Here is a 19,320-nt window from a genome sequence, read left to right on the forward strand (position 1 = left end):
ATGACGCCAAGTTCGAGCCCTGACGGACATGAGGAACGGCCCGTCCCGGATGGGACGGGCCGTTCCTCATGGGTTCGGGCCGGGTTCGGCGGGTCAGCCGGCGGTCGGCGTCTCTCCAGTGGCCGGCGTCTGGACGGCGCCCGGGGACGGGGACGCCTCGGGGCCGCCCTGCTCAGCGCCCGGGGACGGGGACGTGTTCGCCCCTCCGCCGGGGGTCTGGCCGGGCGTCTGGCCGCCAGGGGTCTGGCCGCCGGGGGTCTGGCCGCCGGGGGTCTGCGGCGTGGCGGGGGTCATGGGCAGCGGGTAGGTGCTGAACTGGTCCTGCCGCGCCACGACGGGCACCTGGAACTCGACGGACCCGGCGCGCTCGAACCGCATCGTCAGCGGGACCGTGGACCCGGCGAGGAGCTCCTTGTTGAGCTGGGGCAGCACCACGAGCGGCACCTCCCCGCCGGCGCTCGGCGAGACCGACGGACCGCTGCCCTGCGGGCCCATGGTGTTCTGCGAGGTCGGGGTCTCGGACACGTTCGGCGTCGCGCCCTGGCCGGTCGGCTCCGGGGTGGCGCCGCCGGACGGCGCGGCCGGGCCGGAGGGCGTGCCGCCGGTCGGAGTGGCGCCGGGCTGCTGCGTCTTCTTCTTGCCGCCCTGCTGCTGCGGGGTGGGGGCCGCCGAAGGCTTGCCGAGCAGCTTGGTGAAGCTGCCCGTCCCGTCCGAGGCGGCGGGGGGCAGCGTGAGCGAGCCGCCCTCGATCTTCGCCTCGCCGCCGAACGCCGGGGAGCTGACGGAGACCAGGCGGTCCGGCCGGCCCTGCACCTGGTTGATGATCGCGCCGTAGAGGGCCAGGGACGTGCCCGCGGGGATGGGCGGCCCCGCCTCCGGGCCCAGCAGGAACATGTCGCGCAGGTCGATCTGCGGGGCCTGCGGCCTGTTCAGCGGCACCGACACGTTGACGCCCTCGGTGAGCTGCGTGGGGGCGGCGGTCTGGGGCTTCTCGCCCGCGCCGCAGCCGGAGACCACCGGCGCGATGGCGACGGCACCCGCGACGGCGAGCACGACCATTCGACGGCTGTTTCGGATCACGGCGGCGGTCTCCTCGCGAGATATCAGGTGAAGAGGTGGTTTCAGAGAATTGTGGGACGGGCGTGAGATACGCCAGGGGAAGCGTAGCGAGGTCTTGCCGGAAACCCCTCCCCGGGGTGGCCGACACGCCCTGGCGGGAGACCTAACCGGAACCCAGACCCTTGATCTTCCCGGTGAGTCCGGGCCCGGCCGCGGGCGCCCGGACGACCTCGGTGACCACGCCGTCCGGCCGCACGAAGACGGCGGTGAGGCCGGTGCCCGTCGGGCCGGGCGTGCCGGGCGCGGGCGAGTAGGCGCCGGCCAGGACCCCGGCGCGGTCCTCCAGGATCTGCGGCGTCCCGTTGTGGGCCGTGCCCGCGCACGCCTTGAGGTCTTTCAGGGACAGGGGCTTCCGGGCGCCCGCGGGGCGCGGGTCGGCGACGAGCCAGAAGGTGAGGGTGTACTCCTGCGTCCGGCCGGCCAGCTCCGCCACCAGGCCCTCGCACCGGTACCCGGGCGGGACGACGGCGATCACGCCGGGGCGCAGGTCGCGCAGCGGCCGGGAGACGCGGCCGGCGGTCACGAGGTCGACCCGGCGGTCGGGCAGGAGCCCGCCGACCCTGCCGGGGCTCGCGGTGGGGCGCGGGGCCAGCTGGGCGGTCGTCGGCCGCGGGGCGGGACGGGGGCCGAACGCGGTCATCAGCACGCCGCTCAGCAGCGCGACCAGCAGCGCGCCCGCGATGATCGGGACGGCGACCCCGAACCGGGTGAGCGGGCGGTACAGCCGCCGCACGCGGGCCCTGCGCCGCCTCCGGCGCCGCTCCCGGTGGTAGGCGGCGACGTCCCGCTCCAGCTCGCGGGCGTCGTCGGGCACGACGACGTCAACGCGCGGAAGCCCGTAGTCGTCGGGTTCCGGGTCGCCGCCGTCCGGCCTCACGCGGCACCTCCCTCGCCGATCGGTGTTCCCGCGGGACGCGCGTCCCGACCCCGTGTCCTATTAAGACCCTTCCGGGCGCTTCGTACCCGCGCGGCGCAGGGTGCTCACATCCCAGTATGGAACCCGTCCGCACCGTCGGCGGAATGATGCTTGTATCCGGGGGCCGGTTGCCGGTAAGGGCGCGGGGGAGGGATCGCGGTGTTCTTTCGGCTACGCTGAGCGAGGGGAACTGGTCTTCGATGCACCAATAAAGGGGTTTGTCAATACCTCAATATGTGGCTTGACCTGCGCATTTGTCGGGAAGGCGGGTTCGGGCACGCTCGTTTCCGTGCTACCCTGGTTCTAGCGGAAGGGGTACTTGTCACATGACTTTCCAGGTCGGCGACACCGTCGTCTACCCCCACCATGGGGCTGCTCGGATCGAGGCCATCGAGACTCGCACCATCAAGGGTGAGGACAGGACCTACCTGGTCCTGAAGGTTGACAAGGGTGACCTGACGGTACGGGTCCCGGTCGAGAACGTCGAGGACGTGGGCGTCCGGGACGTCGTCGGCCAGGACGGGCTGGAGAAGGTGTTCGAGGTGCTTCGCGCACCCTACACCGAGGAGCCCACCAACTGGTCGCGCCGGTACAAGGCGAATCTTGAGAAGCTCGCCTCCGGCGATGTCAACAAGGTCGCGGAGGTCGTCCGCGACCTCTGGCGGCGCGACAAGGAGCGTGGGCTGTCCGCAGGTGAGAAGCGGATGCTCGCCAAGGCGCGCCAGATCCTCGTGAGCGAGCTCGCGCTCGCCGAGAAGACCAACGAGGACAAGGCAGAGGCTCTGCTCGACGAGGTCCTGGCCAGCTGAGAGGCCGGCCGCGTTGAACTCAAGGCTCCCTCGGGTGGGCGTCGGCACCGACGTCCACCCGTTCGCGTCCGAGCCCCGGCCCCTGTGGGTCGCGGGGCTCGAATGGCCGGGCGAGGGCCACGGCCTCGCCGGGCACTCCGACGGCGACGTCGCCGCGCACGCCGCCTGCGACGCGCTGCTCTCGGCCTGCGGTCTCGGTGACCTCGGCGCCGTCTTCGGCACGTCCGACCCGCGCTGGTCCGGCGCGTCCGGCGTCACCCTGCTGCGCGAGGTCGCCCGCCTCGTCGACGAGGCCGGTCACACGATCGGCAACGTCGCCATCCAGGTCATCGGCAACCGCCCCAAGATCGGCAAACGGCGCGCCGAGGCGGAGAAGACCCTCAGCGAGGCGCTGTCCGGTGCGCCGGTCACCGTCTCCGCCACCACCACCGACGGCCTGGGCCTGACGGGGCGGGGCGAGGGCCTCGCTGCCATCGCCAACGCCCTCGTGCTCCCGCCCGCCTGACGGGCGCCGCTACGACGGAGCCGGGTGGACGGTGCCCGTCACCTCGCCGAGGGCGATGCGGGAACCGGCGGCTCCCGGCGCCTGGGCGCGGATGGTCACGGTGTCGCCGTCCTCCAGGAACGTGCGCTCCGTGCCGTCGTCCAGCAGCAGGGGCTCCTGGCCGTTCCAGCTGAGCTCCAGAAGGCAGCCGCGCTCCTCGCGCTCGGGTCCCGAAACCGTGCCGGACGCGAACAGGTCGCCGGTGCGGAGCGGGGCGCCGTTCACCGTCGCGTGCGCGATCTGCTGCGGCGGCGTCCAGTACATCGACGCGAACCTCGGCCGCGCCGCCACCCGCCCGTTGATCAGGACCTCCAGGTGCAGGTCCAGGCCCCAGGGCTCGTCGCAGCGCAGGTAGGGCAGCGGCGCCGGGTCCTGGACGGGCGGCGGGACGCGCGCGGGCTCCAAGGCCGCGACCGGCACCACCCACGACGAGACCGACGTCGCGAACGACTTGCCGAGGAACGGGCCGAGCGGCTGCGACTCCCACATCTGCAGGTCGCGCGCGCTCCAGTCGTTCACCAGCACGAACCCGAACACGTGGTCGCGGAACGCGGAGGCCGGGACCCCGCGCCCGGCGGGGGAGGGGACGCCCACGACGAAGCCGACCTCCGCCTCGAAGTCCAGGCGCCGCGACGGGCCGTAGGACGGCGCCGGGTCGTCCTTCGCCCGCCGCTGCCCCGACGGCCGGATGATCGGCGTCCCCGCCGGGTACACGGTCCCGGAGCGGCCGTGGTAGGCGACCGGCATGTGCTTCCAGTTCGGCGGCAGCGGCTCGCCCTGGGGCCGCAGGATCCGTCCCGCGTTCGTCGCGTGGTGCTCCGAGGAGTAGAAGTCGACGTAGTCGGCGACCTCGAACGGCTTCTGCAGCTCCACGTCCGCGACCGGGATCAGGTGCGGCTCGACGCGCTCGCGGTACGCCTCGTCGGTGAGCAGCTCCGTCACCCGCTCCCGGTTCGCCCGCCAGGCGGCGCGTCCCGCGACCATGAAGGCGTTCAGCGACCCGGAGGCGAAGTACCGCCGGTCCTCCACCAGGCCCGCGGCCGACATCTCGGCCAGGTCGAGGACGCGGTCGCCGATGGCCACGCCGACGCGCGGCAGTTCTCCCGGGCGCGAGAAGATCCCGTACGGCAGGTTCTCGATACCGAAGCCGCCGTCCTGGCTGCCCTCGACCCATGAAACGGTCGTCATGGAGGCATACCTTCCCCCGCCTCCTCCCTTTCACCCGGTGCGGGTAGATCAGCCGAGGTGGGAGGAAAGGCGGCTTTTCAGATCAGGGCAAAGGCCGCGGTTGCCATGCCGGGGCCCGCTCCCTATTCGGCGGGAGGGACGGGCCCGCTGCGGAAGTTGCTGGACGGCGGCGGGTTCGCGTCGTCCTCCCCCGGACGATCGCCCGTCTTGAGGGCTTCCGTGCCGGGGTCTCCGGCGTCGGGGTCCTCGGCGCGGTCGGCGGGCGGGCCGTCGTCCTCGTCCTCGCCGGTGTCGTAGGGCGGGGGCACCACGATGTCGGGGCGGGTCGTCGCGGCGGGCGGGGGCTCCTCGGCGGCGCGGTCGCGGCCCCGGACGAGCTCGACGTCCGTCGGCAGCCGGTCGGGCACCGAGTCCAGCGGCCGGCGCGGCTGCGGCAGCGGGTCGAGCGGCGGCGCCGGCTCCGACGACAGGCTCTCCTCGAAGGTGAAGGCGAAGGGGTCGTGCTCCTCCGCCGCGGGCTCCTCGGCGAGGGGCCCGGGGTTCTCCGGGAGGGGCTCGGGCCTGTCGGCGACGGGCCACTCGGGCTCGTCCCTGAACGGCAGGATCGGCTCGGGTTCCGGCTCGGGCTCGGGTTCCGGCTCGGGCTCGGGCTCCGGCTCGGGCACGCGCTCCGGCCCGGCCTCGTGCGCGGGAGGCGCCTCCAGCGCGAGCGGCGGCGCCGCGGGCCCGAGGACCTTGACGTGGCCGCGCTGCGCCTCGGGCGGCGCCTCCTCCCCGGCGGCGGGCCTGGCCACCCGGATCTGCTTGACCATCGTCAGCCACAGCCAGACGGCGATCACGAGCATCGCGTGCGGCGCCACGGCCACGCCCGTCCGCACCGCGTCGTCCGGCAGCGGGCCGAACCCCCGGACCGAGCGCTGGACGGACGCCGCGGCGCCCCCGGCGAGGAGCAGGACCAGCAGCGTCCAGCGCGGCAGCCGCGTCCACCAGCGGGCGTTGCGGGTGACCACGAGGGACAGGATCGTCACGGCGGTGAGGGTGTCGGCCATCGCCGGGTACAGCGGCGCCCAGCGGCGGCCCACCCCGCCCGCGACGGCGAGCTCGCGCAGCACGTCGTAGGTCAGCGCGAAGGCGCCGCCCGCCAGCGCGGCGACGACGAGGCCGGCGACGGTGGTCAGCAGCCGCCGCTGCACGGCGGTGTAGGAGGGCCGGGTCGGATCAGTCGGCATGTCTCTCGTTCCGGAAGGGAGGGGTCCTCCGCCGAGATTAACCAGCCAGGACGCCGCCGAACCGCAACTTCTTAGTGATCACTGTGACGCTGCGCACTATAAGTGGGGAGACGTACGGTATTGGAGAGGCCAGGCGAGGGAGGCACCGATGGCGTGCGGCAGGTTCGTGCGGGTCACGCGGGCCCGGGCGGCCGGGTAGCGCCGCCGTGGCACCCTCGCGGGACCGGCTCGGCGAACCGGTCCGGATCTTCGACGGACGGGCGGCGGCCCGCCGCACCTGGGCGTGGCTGGCGCTGCTGTGCCTGGCCGCCGCCGCGCTCGTCCCCGCGGCCGTCGTGTACCTGCACGACCACGTGTGGTGGGTGGGCGTCCCGGCGCTCCTCCTGTCGATGGGGTACGCGGCCGCCGCCGGGTGGATCGCGGGACGCGACCGTCCCCGCGTCCGGGCCCGCGTCGCCGTCCTCCACACCGGCGGCCTGGAGGTCACCGGGCCGGGCGGCGGCGCCCGCACGTGGGACGAGCTCGTCTCGGTGACGGTCGCCGGCGTGCCGGGCGGGCCCGGCGGGCGCGTCCGGTGGTGCTTCACGGTCGTCGCGGACGACGGGAGCGTGCTGCGGCTCGGCGACGACATCCCCGACGTCCGGACGCTCGGCGTGGCCGTCGCCCAGGAGGTGACCGCCCGGATCGTCCCGCGCCTCCTGGCGGCGGTGAAGGCGGGGGAGTCCGTGCGGATCGGTCCGTTCACCGTGGACCTGGACGGTGTCGGGAAGGACGGCGAGCGGCTGCCCTGGAGCGCCGTGCAGGACGTGGTGATCGGGAGCGGGATGGTGACGGTCCATGCCGGTCCGGGCCGGGCCGATCTGGCGACGGTCGCCTCCCGGATGCCGGACGCGCTGGCGTTCAGCGTCCTGTGCCACCAGGTCAGGGACCTGATCGAAGATTTCTGAAGATTTTCTCGGCGGGGGTGTCGAGAACGCGCCGGCCGCTCCGATCCTTCTCTGACGGGCCCGGAGACGGGGCCGCCCGACCACGAGGAGACGACCGTGAAGTACATGCTGATGATCTACAACCGTCCCGGCTTCCTGGAGGACCTGACGGAGCAGGAGCGGACCGCGCTGTTCGGCGAGGTCGACGCGATCATGAAGGAGCTGTCGGAGTCGGGCGAGCTGGTCGGCGGGGCGGCGCTGGCCGACCCGTCCCTGACCAAGACCGTGGTCGGCAGGGACGGGCAGCCGGCCGTGACGGACGGCCCGTTCCTGGAGGCCAAGGAGCACTTCGCCGGCTACATCGCCGTGGACTGCGAGACCGAGGAGCGGGCCGTGGAGATCGCCTCCCGCTGGCCCGACGTCCGGTACGGCGGCTACATGGAGGTCAGGGCGCTCATGCACGAGTCCGGGGCGGAGATGTGAGGACGCCCCCGGCCGTCGAGGACCTGCTGCGCGACCTCGCGCCGCAGGTGCTCGGCACGCTCGTGCGGCGGCACGGCGCCTTCGACGCGTGCGAGGACGCCGTGCAGGAGGCGCTTCTCGCCGCCGCCGTCCAGTGGCCGGGGGAGGGCGTTCCGGAGAACGCGCGCGGCTGGCTGCTGACCGTCGCGACCCGGCGGCTCACCGACCAGTGGCGCAGCGAGCGGGCCCGCCGCGACCGCGAGGCGGCCGTGGCCGCGGAGGAGCCCGCCGAGCCCGGCCCCGATGAGTACCGTGCGGCCGACCGCGACGACACGCTGACCCTGCTGTTCCTGTGCTGCCATCCGGCGCTGTCGCCGTCCTCGCAGGTCGCGCTGACGCTGCGGGCCGTCGGCGGCCTGACGACGGCGCAGATCGCCCGCGCCTTCCTCGTCCCGGAGGCGACGATGGCGCAGCGGGTCAGCCGCGCCAAGCAGAAGATCAAGGCGGCGGGGGCGCGGTTCGGGCCCCCGCCGCCGGACGAGCGCGACGAGCGGCTGCGGGCCGTGCTGCACGTGCTGTACCTCGTCTTCAACGAGGGGTACACCGCGTCCAGCGGGCCCGACCTGCGGCGCGCGGACCTCACCGCCGAGGCGATCAGGCTCGCCCGGGCGCTGCACCGGCTGCTGCCCGGCGACGGCGAGGCGGCCGGGCTGCTCGCGCTGATGCTGCTCACCGACGCGCGCCGCGCGGCCCGCTCCGCCGACGGCGGGCTGCTCGTCCCGCTCACCGAGCAGGACCGCACGCTCTGGGACGCCGAGGAGATCCGGGAGGGGACCGAGCTGATCACCGAGGCGCTCACCTGGTCGCCGCCCGGCCCGTACCAGGTGCAGGCCGCGATCGCCGCCGTCCACGCCGAGGCGGCACGGCCGCAGGACACCGACTGGCCGCAGATCCTCGCGCTGTACCGGCTGCTGGCCCATCTGTCGCCCAACCCGATGGTCACGCTGAACGAGGCCGTCGCGCTGGCCATGGTGGACGGGCCGTCCGCCGGCCTGGACCTGCTGCGCACGCTGGACGGCGACACCCGGATGGAGGGCCACCACCGGCTGGCGGCCGTCCGGGCCCACCTGCTGGAGAAGGCCGGCGACGCGCCGGCCGCGCGGGAGGCGTACCGGGACGCCGCCCGCGGCACGACGAGCCTGCCGGAGCGGCGCTACCTCGAATCCCGCGCCGCCCGGCTCGACGAAGGAGACACCGATGGGAACGCTTGACGTCCCCGGCGCGACCCTCCACTACGAGGTGCGCGGATCCGGGCCCGTCCTGCTGCTGATCTGTGGCGGGATCTACGATGCGGCGGGCTACGCCGGCCTCGCCGATCTGCTCGCCGGCCGGTACACGGTCGTGACGTACGACCGGCGCGGCAACTCGCGCAGCCCGCTCGACGGGCCGCCGGAGCGGCAGCGCGTCGAGACGCACGCGGACGACGCGTCCCGCCTGCTCGCCGAGGTCGCGGACGGCCCGGCCTTCGTGTTCGGCAACAGCTCGGGCGCGCAGATCGGGCTGGAGCTGGCCGCGCGGCATCCCGAGCAGGTGCGCGCCCTGGTCGCCCACGAGCCGCCGCTGCTGACCCTGCTGCCGGACGCGGACCACTGGGAGACCGTCATGGCGGACGTGGAGCGCGCCTACCGCGACGGCGGCGCCGGCCCCGCGATGGGGACGTTCGGCGCCGCGCTGGGCATGGGCGGCGGCGAGGAGGACGGCTCCGCCGAGGAAGGACCGGCCGGGGAGCAGGAGCCGCCGAGCCCGGAGATGCTGGAGATGTTCGCCCGCTTCGAGAAGAACACCGACTTCTTCGTCGGGTACGAGGTGCCGGGCTTCGGGCGGTACGAGCTCGATGTGGAGGCGCTGCGCGCGTCGTCCGTCCGGATCGTCCCGGCGGCCGGGGAGGAGTCCGCGGGCGAGCCGCCGCACCGGGCCGCGCTGGAGCTGGCGGACCGGCTCGGGACGTCCGCCGAGACCTACCCCGGCGACCACGGCGGCTTCGGTCCGCACGCCGCCGCGTTCGCCGCCCGGCTGGCGGAGACGTTCCCGGTGGAATGACCTCCGCGGCGCGATGGCGTGTTCCGGCCTGTGCGATGCGCCACGGAGCCGGACGCCGATCCAATAACCTGAACCCGTGAGCCTGCGCTTTTACGACACCGGTACCCGTAGCGTCCGCACGTTCGAGCCCCTGGAAGAGGGCCGCGTGGGGATGTACGTGTGCGGTGCGACCCCGCAGGCGGCCCCCCACATCGGGCACCTGCGCTCGGGCGTCATCTACGACGTCCTGCTGCGCTGGCTCCGCGCGTCCGGCTACGAGGTGACGTTCGCGCGCAACGTCACCGACGTCGACGACAAGATCATCGCGGTGGCGGCCGAGCGGGGCGTGCCGTGGTTCGCCGTCGCCGAGGGCAACCAGCGCACCTTCACCCAGGGCTACGACCTGCTCGGCTGCCTGCCCCCGACGATCGAGCCGCGCGCCACCGGGCACGTCCCGGAGATGATCGTCCTGATGCGCCGGCTGATCGCGAACGGCCACGCGTACGCCGCGGGCGGCGACGTGTACTTCGACGTCGGGTCCTGGGCCGACGAGTACGGCGCGCTGTCGAACCAGCGGCTGGAGAACATGCGCTCCGCCGGCGACACCCCCAACGAGGAGCTCAAGCGCGACCCGCGCGACTTCGCCCTCTGGAAGGGCGCCAAGCCGGGGGAGCCGTCCTGGGAGACGCCCTGGGGCGACGGGCGCCCCGGCTGGCACCTGGAGTGCTCGGCGATGGCGACCCGGTACCTCGGCCCGACGTTCGACATCCACGGCGGCGGCGTCGACCTGATCTTCCCCCACCACGAGAACGAGATCGCGCAGTCCCGCGCCGCGGGCGACGGCTTCGCGCGCTACTGGCTGCACAACGGCCTGCTCACCGTCGACGGCGAGAAGATGAGCAAGTCGGTCGGCAACGTGGTGCTGCTGCCCGACCTGCTGGGCAAGGCCCGCCCCGCCGAGGTGCGCTACTACCTCGCCTCGGCGCACTACCGCTCGCTGATGGACTACACCGACGCCTCCCTGGCCGAGGCCGTCTCCGCCTACCAGCGGATCGAGGGCTTCGTGACGCGGGCGTCCGAGCAGGTGGGGGGCGGCACGCCGTCCTCCGTCCCGTCCGCGTTCGCCTCCGCCATGGACGACGACCTCGGCGTCCCGCAGGCGCTGGCGGTGCTGCACGAGACCGTCCGGGAGGGCAACAGCGCCCTGGCGTCCGGCGACCTCGACGCGGTGCACGGCCACCTGGCGTCCGTCCGGGCGATGGCCGGCGTCCTCGGCATCGACCCCCTCTCGCCGCAGTGGGCGGCCTCGGGGGAGGACGACCTGCACCCCGTCGTCGACGCCCTGGTCAAGGTGGCGCTGGAGCAGCGGCAGGCGGCCCGCGCCCGCAAGGACTACGCGGCGGCCGACGCCATCCGCGACAGCCTGTCGGCGGCCGGCGTCCTCGTCGAGGACACCCCGCAGGGCCCCCGCTGGGAACTGAAGCGCGGCTGACGTGCATCGCGCACCCCGCGCTGCGGATAAAATCGAACGTTCGCGGGGGTTCGTCGCCGTCCGCTGAGATCTTGAGCCGCCCGGCAGGGGCGAGCACGCAATCGTCGCGAGGGGCGTAACCGACAATGGCCAAGCGCAAGGGACCCACCCCCAAGGCCGAGGACCGGCACTGGCACGGCAAGCGCCAGAAGGCCCGCGCCGTCAAGAACTCCAAGCGCACCGGCACGCCGACGCTGGGGCCGGGCGGCCGCGGCCAGGCCTCCTCGGAGAACCGCCCGGCGGGACGTCCCGCGGGCGCGCGGCGCGCGACCGGCGAGGTCCCCGAGCTGGTCACGGGCCGCAACCCGGTCGTCGAGGCGCTGCGCGCGGGCGTCCCCGGCACGGCCCTGTACGTCACGTCCGGCACCGACGAGCGGGTGCGCGAGGCGACCCAGATCGCCGCCGACCGCCGCATCCCGCTGCTGGAGACGGGCAAGAACGAGCTCGACCGGCTGACCGACGGCGCCGTCCACCAGGGCATCGCGCTGCAGGTCAAGCCCTACCGCTACGCCCACCCGGACGACCTGCTCAAGGGCACCGCCCCGCTGATCGTCGCGGTGGACGGCATCACCGACCCCCGCAACCTCGGCGCGATCGTCCGCTCCGCGTCCGCGTTCGGCGCGACCGGCGTGGTCGTCCCCGAGCGGCGCGCGGCGGGCGTCACCGCCGGCGCCTGGAAGTCGTCCGCGGGGACCCTCGCGAACATCCCGGTCGCGCAGGCCACGAACCTCTCCCGCCAGCTCAAGGCCTACCAGAAGGCCGGCTGCTTCGTCGCCGGGCTGGACGCCGCAGGCGGCGTGACCGTCGCCGACCTGGAACTCGCGTCCGGGCCGTTCGTGCTGGTCGTGGGCTCGGAGGGCAAGGGCCTCGGACGGCTCGTCGCCGACACCTGCGACATGCTCGTCACGATCCCGATGCCGGGCAGGGCCGAGTCGCTCAACGCCGGAGTCGCCGCGGGCATCGCGCTGTACGAGATCAGCCGCCTTCGCGCCTGAGATCGGAAATAATCTCAACGTTCAGATAATTGACGTTGAAGTGAATCAGACGACCGCCCTCCCGGCCCCGGCCCTGCGCACCCGCTACGCCTCCGACCTCGTCCTCTCCGCCCTCGCCCCGGCGAGCTGGGGCACCACCTACGTGGTCACCACCACGCTGCTGCCCGACGGCCGCCCCCTGCTCGCCGCGACGATGCGCGCCCTGCCCGCCGGACTGGTGCTGCTGGCCGCCACCCGCCGCCTGCCGCGCGGCGAGTGGTGGTGGAAGTCGATCGTCCTCGGCCTGCTGAACTTCGGCGCCTTCTTCCCGCTGATCTTCTTCGCGGCCTACCGCCTCCCCGGCGGCGTCGCCGCGACGATCGGCTCCGTCCAGCCCCTGGTCGTGGCGCTGCTGTCGCTCGGCGTCCTGCGGATCGCCCCGGCCCGCGCCGTCCTGTACTCGGCCCTCGCCGGCACCGGCGGCGTCGCGCTGCTGACCCTCGGCGCCGACGCCCGGCTTGACCCCCTCGGCATCGCCGCCATGCTCACCGCGACGTCCCTCATGGCCACCGCGATCGTCCTGGCCAAGAAGTGGGGACGCCCCGAGTCGCCCCTGGTCATGACCGGCTGGCAGCTCACCGTCGGCGGCCTCGTCCTCCTGCCGCTCACCCTGGCGCTCGAAGGCGCCCCGTCCTCGCTGACCGGCGAGAACCTCCTGGGCTTCACCTACCTCGGCATCGTCGGCACCGCGATCGCCTACGCGCTTTGGTTCCGCGGCATCGACCGCCTGCCCCCGACGTCCGTCTCGCTCCTCGGCCTCACCAACCCGATGGTCGCCACCCTGGCGGGCCTGCTGATCCTCGGCCAGACCCTCACCCCGTGGCAGGTCGTCGGCTTCACCGTCGCCCTCGGCGCCCTCGTCGCCGGCCAGACCTTCAACCGGCGACCGCGGCCCGCCGCCTCCTGAGGAACGCCCGCTCGGCCTCGTCCTCCGTACGCCGCATGGCCTCGCCGTACGCCTCGGCCGCCTCCCCGTCCCGCCCGAGCCGCCGCAGCAGATCAGCACGCACCGCATGGAACAGGTAGTACCGGCCCAACTCCAGCCGCTCGACCAGCTCCAACGCGGCCCCGGCCCCCTCCACCTCACAGACCGCCACAGCCCGGTTGAGCGCCACCACGGGACTCGGCGCCACGACCATCAACTGGTCGTACAGCTGGAGAACCTGATCCCACCGAGTGTCCTCCGCCCTCGCCGCGTCCCCGTGCACCGCGTTGATCGCCGCCTGGATCTGGTACGGCCCGGGCCGCCCGATCCGGAGGCACCGCCGCACCAGCTCCTGCCCCTCCTCGACGAGCCCGCGGTCCCAGAGCCCGCGGTCCTGCTCGGACAGCAGCACCAGCTCCCCGTCCCTCCGCCGGGCGCCCCTGCGGGACTCGACGAGCAGCATCAACGCCAGCAACCCCATCACCTCGGGCTCGTCCGGCATCAGCTCCCGCAGCACCCGCCCCAGCCGAACCGCCTCGGCCGCCAACTCCTCCCGACCGCCGTACCCCTGGTTGAACACCAGGTAGACGACCGCCAGCACGCCGGAGAGCCGTCCGGGCAGCTCCCCCTCATCCGGCACCCGGTACGGGATCCCGGCCTCCCGGATCTTCGCCTTCGCCCGCACCAGCCGCTGCGCCATCGTCTTCTCCGGCACCATGAAGGCCCGCGCGATCTCCGCCGTCGACAGCCCGCCCAGCAACCGGAGCGTCAGAGCGACCCGCGCCTCCATCCGCAGCGCCGGATGGCAGCACGTGAAGATGAGCCGCAGCCGATCGTCCTCCACCACCGGCGCCCCGACGGGCTCCGCCGCGTTGAGCAGCACGGCCTGCGCGTACTTCCCGGCCCGCGCGGCCTCCCGCCGCAGCCGGTCGATCGCCTTGTTCCGCGCCGTCGTGATGATCCACCCCGCCGGGCTCGCCGGAACCCCCTCCACCGGCCACCGGCGCACCGCCTCGGCGAACGCCTCCTGGACGGCCTCCTCGGCGACGTCCACATCGCCGAACACCCGGACCAGCACGGCCACCGCGCGCCCGTGCTCCTCCCGGAAGACCCGCTCGATCACCCCTCGCCGAGGAACGGCCGCACCTCGATCGGCAACCCGGTCACCTGCGTGAACCTGGCAGCCACCTTCAGCGCCGCGTCCAGGTCCTTCACCCTGACGATGGCGAGGCCCCCGACGTGCTCCTTGCCCTCCGTCCACGGCCCGTCCGTCGCGATCACCTCGTCCCCCCGCATGCAGACCACGGTGCTCGCCTCCGGCTGGTCCAGCCCCCGCCCGAACACCCAGCACTCCTGCCGCTCCAGATCCCGCCGAACCTCGGCGAGCCGCGCCATGATCGGCTCCAGCACCTCCGGCGGCGGCACCTCCCCCACCGGCTGGATGATGTTGAGCACGTAGGACTTCATCTCTCCTCCTCCACGACCACCAGCACCCCTGCCCCCACTCCTTCCCCGCGACGCCCGCCCGTGCGCACCCGGCGCCCCGCCCCCTACACGAACGAGTCCCCCCGCAGATCGACACCCACCCCAGAAAACCTCCCCGGATCCCCCCGAGCCCCCAAGTCGACTACGATGCGGGACGAGCCCGCCGGCGTAGCTCAATTGGCAGAGCATCTGTCTTGTAAACAGAAGGTTAGGGGTTCAAGTCCCCTCGCCGGCTCCCAGCTCAAAGCCCCCTTCCCAGCCTTGGAAGGGGGCTTTTGCTAACGGGTTTGCTAACAGCCGACTACGCCGCGCCGTCGATCCTGTCGGCGAAGATCGTGGCCGCTTCGGCGAGCTGCTCGTTGACGACGTGCGCGTAGACCCGCAGTGTGATCGCCGGGTCAGCGTGCCCGAGTCGAGCGGCGACCACGTGGACGGGAACGCCCGCCAGGAGCAGAGTCGTCGCGTGGACGTGGCGGAGGTCGTGCAGTCTTGCATGGGGGAGAGGCGTAATGCCGTCCGCCGCGTTGTGCTCTCTGATCAGAGTCGCCATCAGGGACGAGACCGTGTCAGGGTGCACCGGCTCACCCCATCCCGTGGCGAACACGTGGCCGTCTTCGGCGCCCTTCCAGAACTCACCGGCCTTGAGCTTGTCGGCGAGCTGGCGCTTGCGGTGCGCCTTGAGGACGTCGACCGTGCTGGGGTCGAGGCTTACGAGACGGGACCGGCCGCTCTTGGTCGTCCCCTCGATGCGCTCGCCGGCGACGAATCCCACCGACCCCTTGATGTGGATCGAAGCCCCGTCGAGGTCGACGTCCGGCCACCGCAGGTTGAGCAGCTCACCGCGCCGAGCACCGGTGTAGGCGGCCAAGTGGAAGAACGCCGACAGCCGATGGCCCTCAACGGAGACGAGGAAGGCCCGGAGCTGCGCAGGCGTCCAGACCTTCCCGGGCTCACCGTGATGGAGCCGAGGCCGCTTCGCGCGTTCCGTGGGGTTGGACGCGATCAGCTCATCAACCCGGACAGCGTCGCCGAACGCCTTCCGGAGCACCGAGTGCACGTGGGCGACCGTCCGAGGCGAGAGGCCCGCACCCTTTCGACCTCCCACGGTGACGAGGTCGCGGTAGAGCTTGGTGATCTGGCCGGGGCGAACGGCTTGGAGCCGCAGGCCGCCAATGTTGGGCCGGACGTGCCGGTCGATCAGGTAGCGGTAGTTGGCGAGGGTCTTGGGCTTGATCTCGACCGCGTGAGCGTCGAGCCACTCGCCCAGGTACTCACCCACGGTGATGGCGTTGCGGTCGATGTACTCGCCCCGCCGCGCCCTCACACGTGCCTCGTCGCGCGCTTCCTTGGCGGCGTCTTCGGTCGGGAAGCCGCCGACCCATTTGGGTTTTGAGACGCCGGTTTCGGGGTCCGTGACGCGGATGACATAGGACCAGGTCTTGCCCCGCTTCATCACGCCGTCACGAAGCTTGGACTTGCCGGGTCGGCGTGGCTCTTCGGGGTTGGCGAGGGCGGTCTTTGCCATCAGGCTGCCTCTTCCATCAGGGCGTTGACGTAGTCGTTGAGGGCGTTGAGCGGGATGCGGCGCGCTCCGTCGATGCGGACGGAGCGGATGGCGCCGGAGGCGAGGAGTTCGTAGAGCTTGCTGCGGGAGATGGACAGGGCTTTGGCGGCTTCGGGGACGGTCAGCAGGAGCTTGGGCACGCGAAACTCCGTTCATCGGTGGTGAGGGCCGGCATGGGCTTGCCGGTGAGTGCGGCGGTGAGGAGTGCTTCGCCGGGTGTCATGCCTTGGCCGAGGTAGCGCCAGTGGGCGACGACGAGGACCTGGTCGTCATCGAAGGGCAGTCGGCCAGTCGAGATGTCGTCGTGTTGGTGCTGGTTGTGCTCGATACGTGCCGCGCGCAGCGCGCCGAGGGTGGTGGAGTACCGGCGTGACTTGGTGGAGAAGTGGCCGCGGAAGCCGAGCATGTGAGCCCACTCGGCGAGCCGCAGCCCCGCGAACTCCTCCAGCGCCCCCAGGCGGAGACACTCGGCGATGAGCCGCCGCGCGTGGCCGCTTACAGGCAGGTCAGCCAGGTCGTCAGTCGGCCGGATGCGGCGGTCGAGAGTGCCGACGCATTCGGCGGCTTTGGTGGCGTACTTGGCGATGTAGCCCGCCACGGCGGTATCGGTCAGTTCCCCTGTGGTGGTGATCGGTCGGACGTCGACCTGTGAGCCCCAGGCATGCGTCAGGGCCGGGACACCGCCCGCTGCCGGAGTTGAGACGGTGACCGCGCTCGCTGCGTGGTCGACGGCCGCCTTGAGGAGGGCGAGGGTTGCCCAGGATGGCGGGGATGCGTGGGGGCCGCCGGGTCCGTCGAGGCGGATGACGGCGTGGAAGTGGACCAGGCCGCGCCGCTGATACTCGGCGACCTTGGCGAACGACACCGTCAGCACGTCCCGCAGGTCGGCCACGCGCAGGCCCGCCGACCGGGCGACGTACCGCCGGAAGGCCAGGGCGAACCGGCGCCACAGCTCAGGAGCGTGGGCGTTCCAGAGCACCGCGCCCGCGTATTCGAAGCAGTCCGGGCAGATCGGTTGCCCGAGACGCGGGTCTCCCTCGCCGTGCCGGACAGTGCAGGAGACCGGCCGCCCATGTGGACACATCCCGCCATCACGCCGGGGACGGCAGGCCACCACACCGCCGGCCTTGCCGGTACGCCGGGAATGGACGGCACCGAACGAGGGCGCGGTGAGCGTGACGAACGCCGCCGGATGAGTGCTCACGGTGCCCGGGACGCCCTTGCCGCCGACCAGGCCCGCGCGGACGAGCTGGTAGGTGTCGGCGCGGTAGGTCTCAGCGCAGGCCGGGCACCGTGAGGCCCGCCGGGTTTTGCACGCCACCCGCAGCGCCCCGCCGGGCTCTTGGGCGGTGGAGTAGTGGCGGAGGATCTCGCCGGTCTGGGGGTCGAGGTGGGTGACGCGGCCGCGGAGGTGGACGGGTTGGGCGCAGCCGCCGGTGGAGTGTGCGCGGCGGGCCCAGGCGCGGAAGTCGGCGCGGTTGTACCGGTTGGCCATGTCACGCGCGGCCACACCGTTAATGAGCGGAGCGGGGGCGGGATCGGGCACGATGAACGGGTCTCCTGCCTGTCTGTGGGATGGGCGGGTGATGGGCCCGGCGTGGCCGCACTTGCTTGCCGGCGACGGCGGCCACGCCGGGGACTACAGGGCCGACACCAGCAGCGAGAGCGCGTCGGCGAGCAGGGCCAGGCCCTCGAAGACAGCGCGGAGGGCCTGCGCGGCGGATCCGGGATGCCGGAGGGCGAACAGGCCCAGGACCAGCCAGAAGCAGGTGAAGGCGCAGCGGCGCAGGAACATCGGGTGCCCCTTCTGTCAGGTGTGGCCGTGGCCGTTGCAGTCGGAGCAGGTGGACCCGTCGGAGGCGACCCCGCCCCCGCCGCACGTCCCGCACACCCAGCCCACGACCAGCCGAGCGAGCGGGGCGAGCGCGCGGGAAGGCGCCGAGTACTGGTCGGCGGTCATCAGGCCGCCCGTCCCTGGTCGCCGTTCTGGTCGGGGTCGAGGCGGATGTTGTGGCGGTAGCTGGTGTAGGCCTCGTATTCGTCCTGGCGCCGCTGGGGGACGTGGACGATGCCGTAGGTGATGCGGCCGAAGGTCTTTTCGGCGCTGTAGTGGCCGCCGTCGGCGCGCTTGTCGATGACTTCGGCGCCGAGCAGCGCGGCGACCTGGTCGACCATGGCGACCGCCGCGGCCTCGTCCTCGGCGCGGGCGTAGACGTTGTACTCCCTGCCGTACTCATTGACCGGGACGGCGGGGTTGGCCTCCAGGAAGTCGGCCAGGGCGCGAAGCCCGGCGATGGTCTGATGGCGGGCAAACAGGTCACCGGGCACCAGCAGGGACATGTGACCGGTCGGGTTGGTGTGGGCGGTCATGGCGGGTTCCTCCAGCGGGTCAGGAGACGGACGCGGTTGCGTGGGGCTGTTCGGTGCGGAGTTGGCGGAGCAGGTCTGAGGCGAGTTGGTTGGAAACGCCGAGCCGTGCGCGCAGCGCGTCACGAGTGATCGGCCGCCCGTGGCGGGCTTCGTGCTCGGAGGCGACGCGGCGAGCGAACTCGACCAGCGGAGCCGCCGGAGCGGGAGCAGACGAGGGCACCGCGGATTCCTCGGAGGCCGGAACCGGGGCCGGGGCCGGGATAGAGGTCTGGCCGTCCTGCTCGTCGCGGTCACCGTTGCGGGGTTCGTCCTGGGCAGCGGGGACGGTGGGGCGTTCGTCCTCCCACACCACCCACGGAGACGACGCCGAGGACGAGCCGGACGAGGACGCGGACGAGACGACCGGGGCAGGATCGGGACGGCCGAAGGACTCAGGGACGGGTGGGGTGTGCGCCGCCGCGCGGGTGCCGGCCTTTCGGCGTTCCAGCATCGACACCGCGACCAGGAACGCGCCCGCCGGAGTCCCGGCAGTGATCCAGCCCCAGACCGACGGGTCGGCTTGGGCGAGGTTGGCGGCCAGCGACAGCAGGATCCCGCCGACCAGGACGACGGTCGGCCACGACAGCCGTCCGGTGTCTCGGCCGGTGTTCTTGTCTCGCTGGCGTTCCGCGGCGGCCATGACGCAGGTCAGGTCGATGCAGACCGCGATGGCCCAGGCCATCCACCCCCGCTGACCGTGCTCGGTCGCGGTGTCACGGATATGGGTGAACGACCCCGCCGCCGCGATCCCGGCCAGCACCACCACCGGCGCCGAGTCGGCCACCGCCCCGGCAAGTCGCCGCATCACGCCGCCCGCCGGGAAGTGACGAGGGCGAGCAGCGCGACCAGTTCGGCATCACAGGTGTGCGCGTCGGCCCAGGTGTCGACCTCGCCGGACCGGGACGAGGTGAACGACTCGGTGCAGGAGCCACAGACCGCGACGTCCAGGCTCCGCAACTCGTCACACACGACGCGCACCGGCTGGCGGCTCGACGAGGACGAGAGGGCGGACGGCCGGGACGATGCCGGGGCCGAGGCGGACAGGACGGGGACGGGCCGAGGACGAACGACGAGGACGCGGGTAGCCACGAGAGCCTCCA

At 73.0% G+C, this 19,320-nt stretch carries 23 protein-coding genes and 1 tRNA gene; 10 read left to right on the forward strand and 14 right to left on the reverse strand.

Annotated features, from left to right (window positions below; translation table 11 throughout):
• Positions 1-93: 93 nt before the first annotated feature.
• Both ABD944_RS05415 and ABD944_RS05420 read right to left on the reverse strand, forming a co-directional pair.
• A complete protein-coding gene (locus ABD944_RS05415; protein WP_345173009.1) occupies positions 94-1,080 on the reverse strand; it encodes a hypothetical protein in 987 nt (328 codons plus the stop codon).
• Between the two features lie 142 nt (positions 1,081-1,222).
• Positions 1,223-1,996, reverse strand: coding sequence for a hypothetical protein (locus ABD944_RS05420; protein ID WP_345173011.1), 774 nt, complete (start codon positions 1,994-1,996; stop codon positions 1,223-1,225).
• A 365-nt stretch (positions 1,997-2,361) separates the two neighbouring features.
• Here ABD944_RS05420 and ABD944_RS05425 point away from each other — a divergent pair, with 365 nt between their 5' ends.
• Together ABD944_RS05425 and ispF are read left to right on the forward strand one after the other, a co-directional pair.
• Entirely contained in the window at positions 2,362-2,844 is a 483-nt protein-coding gene (locus tag ABD944_RS05425; RefSeq protein WP_021599843.1) for a CarD family transcriptional regulator, read from the forward strand.
• 34 nt (positions 2,845-2,878) lie between these two features.
• Complete coding sequence (gene ispF, locus ABD944_RS05430; RefSeq protein ID WP_345173013.1) at positions 2,879-3,349, forward strand: 2-C-methyl-D-erythritol 2,4-cyclodiphosphate synthase; 471 nt, start codon at positions 2,879-2,881, stop codon at positions 3,347-3,349.
• A gap of 9 nt (positions 3,350-3,358) precedes the next feature.
• Here the strand turns inward: ispF and fahA are convergent, their stop codons facing one another.
• The gene (gene fahA, locus ABD944_RS05435; protein WP_345173015.1) at positions 3,359-4,576 is read right to left on the reverse strand and encodes a fumarylacetoacetase; all 1,218 of its coding nucleotides are present in this window, start codon (positions 4,574-4,576) and stop codon (positions 3,359-3,361) included.
• Between the two features lie 122 nt (positions 4,577-4,698).
• Positions 4,699-5,805 (reverse strand): DUF2637 domain-containing protein, encoded by a 1,107-nt coding sequence (locus ABD944_RS05440; RefSeq protein WP_345173017.1) that lies wholly within the window; start codon positions 5,803-5,805, stop codon positions 4,699-4,701.
• 206 nt (positions 5,806-6,011) lie between these two features.
• Here ABD944_RS05440 and ABD944_RS05445 point away from each other — a divergent pair, with 206 nt between their 5' ends.
• The 7 genes from ABD944_RS05445 (at position 6,012) to ABD944_RS05475 (ending at position 12,744) form a co-directional block, all read left to right on the forward strand.
• Positions 6,012-6,752, forward strand: coding sequence for a DUF6585 family protein (locus ABD944_RS05445; RefSeq protein ID WP_345173019.1), 741 nt, complete (start codon positions 6,012-6,014; stop codon positions 6,750-6,752).
• A 105-nt stretch (positions 6,753-6,857) separates the two neighbouring features.
• On the forward strand, positions 6,858-7,214 hold the full coding sequence (locus ABD944_RS05450) for a YciI family protein (RefSeq protein ID WP_345173124.1): 357 nt from the start codon (positions 6,858-6,860) through the stop codon (positions 7,212-7,214).
• Positions 7,211-8,464: an RNA polymerase sigma factor gene (locus tag ABD944_RS05455; RefSeq protein ID WP_345173021.1), complete on the forward strand. Its 1,254-nt coding sequence runs from the start codon at positions 7,211-7,213 to the stop codon at positions 8,462-8,464. The genes ABD944_RS05450 and ABD944_RS05455 overlap by 4 nt, the downstream gene beginning before the upstream one ends.
• Positions 8,451-9,293, forward strand: a complete 843-nt coding sequence (locus tag ABD944_RS05460) for an alpha/beta fold hydrolase (protein WP_345173023.1) — start codon at positions 8,451-8,453, stop codon at positions 9,291-9,293. The genes ABD944_RS05455 and ABD944_RS05460 overlap by 14 nt, the downstream gene beginning before the upstream one ends.
• A gap of 76 nt (positions 9,294-9,369) precedes the next feature.
• Positions 9,370-10,764, forward strand: a complete 1,395-nt coding sequence (cysS, locus tag ABD944_RS05465) for a cysteine--tRNA ligase (protein WP_345173025.1) — start codon at positions 9,370-9,372, stop codon at positions 10,762-10,764.
• Between the two features lie 125 nt (positions 10,765-10,889).
• Positions 10,890-11,798 (forward strand): 23S rRNA (guanosine(2251)-2'-O)-methyltransferase RlmB, encoded by a 909-nt coding sequence (rlmB, locus tag ABD944_RS05470; protein WP_345173027.1) that lies wholly within the window; start codon positions 10,890-10,892, stop codon positions 11,796-11,798.
• Between the two features lie 40 nt (positions 11,799-11,838).
• On the forward strand, positions 11,839-12,744 hold the full coding sequence (locus ABD944_RS05475) for an EamA family transporter (RefSeq protein ID WP_345173029.1): 906 nt from the start codon (positions 11,839-11,841) through the stop codon (positions 12,742-12,744).
• Here ABD944_RS05475 and ABD944_RS05480 read toward each other — a convergent pair.
• Positions 12,713-13,885, reverse strand: a complete 1,173-nt coding sequence (locus ABD944_RS05480; RefSeq protein ID WP_345173031.1) for an RNA polymerase sigma factor — start codon at positions 13,883-13,885, stop codon at positions 12,713-12,715. The two genes, ABD944_RS05475 and ABD944_RS05480, sit on opposite strands and share 32 nt — an antisense overlap.
• Positions 13,882-14,229, reverse strand: coding sequence for a YciI family protein (locus ABD944_RS05485; protein WP_345173032.1), 348 nt, complete (start codon positions 14,227-14,229; stop codon positions 13,882-13,884). Before ABD944_RS05485 ends, ABD944_RS05480 begins: the two co-directional genes overlap by 4 nt.
• Before the next feature lie 180 nt (positions 14,230-14,409).
• Here ABD944_RS05485 and ABD944_RS05490 point away from each other — a divergent pair.
• A tRNA-Thr gene (locus tag ABD944_RS05490) sits at positions 14,410-14,482 on the forward strand.
• A gap of 66 nt (positions 14,483-14,548) precedes the next feature.
• On the opposite strand, the gene ABD944_RS05495 is transcribed toward ABD944_RS05490, so the two are convergent.
• The 8 genes from ABD944_RS05495 to ABD944_RS05530 all read right to left on the reverse strand — a co-directional run bounded on the left by ABD944_RS05495 (position 14,549) and on the right by ABD944_RS05530 (position 19,309).
• Positions 14,549-15,772, reverse strand: coding sequence for a tyrosine-type recombinase/integrase (locus ABD944_RS05495; RefSeq protein WP_345173034.1), 1,224 nt, complete (start codon positions 15,770-15,772; stop codon positions 14,549-14,551).
• Positions 15,772-15,951: a helix-turn-helix domain-containing protein gene (locus ABD944_RS05500; protein ID WP_345173035.1), complete on the reverse strand. Its 180-nt coding sequence runs from the start codon at positions 15,949-15,951 to the stop codon at positions 15,772-15,774. Before ABD944_RS05500 ends, ABD944_RS05495 begins: the two co-directional genes overlap by 1 nt.
• On the reverse strand, positions 15,933-17,357 hold the full coding sequence (locus ABD944_RS05505; protein ID WP_345173036.1) for a replication initiator: 1,425 nt from the start codon (positions 17,355-17,357) through the stop codon (positions 15,933-15,935). Before ABD944_RS05505 ends, ABD944_RS05500 begins: the two co-directional genes overlap by 19 nt.
• Before the next feature lie 93 nt (positions 17,358-17,450).
• Positions 17,451-17,606 carry a hypothetical protein gene (locus ABD944_RS05510; RefSeq protein ID WP_345173038.1) on the reverse strand — a complete coding sequence of 52 codons (156 nt, stop codon included), beginning with the start codon at positions 17,604-17,606 and terminating at the stop codon, positions 17,451-17,453.
• Between the two features lie 15 nt (positions 17,607-17,621).
• Complete coding sequence (locus ABD944_RS05515) at positions 17,622-17,771, reverse strand: hypothetical protein (protein WP_345173039.1); 150 nt, start codon at positions 17,769-17,771, stop codon at positions 17,622-17,624.
• On the reverse strand, positions 17,771-18,181 hold the full coding sequence (locus ABD944_RS05520; protein WP_345173041.1) for a hypothetical protein: 411 nt from the start codon (positions 18,179-18,181) through the stop codon (positions 17,771-17,773). Before ABD944_RS05520 ends, ABD944_RS05515 begins: the two co-directional genes overlap by 1 nt.
• 19 nt (positions 18,182-18,200) lie before the next feature.
• On the reverse strand, positions 18,201-19,025 hold the full coding sequence (locus ABD944_RS05525) for a DUF2637 domain-containing protein (RefSeq protein WP_345173042.1): 825 nt from the start codon (positions 19,023-19,025) through the stop codon (positions 18,201-18,203).
• A complete protein-coding gene (locus tag ABD944_RS05530; RefSeq protein WP_345173044.1) occupies positions 19,025-19,309 on the reverse strand; it encodes a hypothetical protein in 285 nt (94 codons plus the stop codon). Before ABD944_RS05530 ends, ABD944_RS05525 begins: the two co-directional genes overlap by 1 nt.
• Positions 19,310-19,320: the final 11 nt, after the last annotated feature.

Origin of the sequence: Actinomadura verrucosospora (assembly GCF_039540335.1) — a bacterium.
GTDB classification, from domain to species: Bacteria; Actinomycetota; Actinomycetes; order Streptosporangiales; family Streptosporangiaceae; genus Spirillospora; species Spirillospora verrucosospora.

Coding starts and splice junctions, on each gene's coding strand:
- fahA (WP_345173015.1), bottom strand. CDS start 4,576: ATGACGACCGTTTCATGGGTCGAGGGCAGCCAGGACGGCGGCTTCGGT.
- ABD944_RS05450 (WP_345173124.1), top strand. CDS start 6,858: ATGCTGATGATCTACAACCGTCCCGGCTTCCTGGAGGACCTGACGGAG.
- ABD944_RS05525 (WP_345173042.1), bottom strand. CDS start 19,025: ATGCGGCGACTTGCCGGGGCGGTGGCCGACTCGGCGCCGGTGGTGGTG.
- ABD944_RS05485 (WP_345173032.1), bottom strand. CDS start 14,229: ATGAAGTCCTACGTGCTCAACATCATCCAGCCGGTGGGGGAGGTGCCG.
- ABD944_RS05440 (WP_345173017.1), bottom strand. CDS start 5,805: ATGCCGACTGATCCGACCCGGCCCTCCTACACCGCCGTGCAGCGGCGG.
- ABD944_RS05515 (WP_345173039.1), bottom strand. CDS start 17,771: ATGACCGCCGACCAGTACTCGGCGCCTTCCCGCGCGCTCGCCCCGCTC.
- rlmB (WP_345173027.1), top strand. CDS start 10,890: ATGGCCAAGCGCAAGGGACCCACCCCCAAGGCCGAGGACCGGCACTGG.
- ABD944_RS05495 (WP_345173034.1), bottom strand. CDS start 15,772: ATGGCAAAGACCGCCCTCGCCAACCCCGAAGAGCCACGCCGACCCGGC.
- ABD944_RS05520 (WP_345173041.1), bottom strand. CDS start 18,181: ATGACCGCCCACACCAACCCGACCGGTCACATGTCCCTGCTGGTGCCC.
- ABD944_RS05425 (WP_021599843.1), top strand. CDS start 2,362: ATGACTTTCCAGGTCGGCGACACCGTCGTCTACCCCCACCATGGGGCT.
- ABD944_RS05510 (WP_345173038.1), bottom strand. CDS start 17,606: ATGTTCCTGCGCCGCTGCGCCTTCACCTGCTTCTGGCTGGTCCTGGGC.
- ABD944_RS05460 (WP_345173023.1), top strand. CDS start 8,451: ATGGGAACGCTTGACGTCCCCGGCGCGACCCTCCACTACGAGGTGCGC.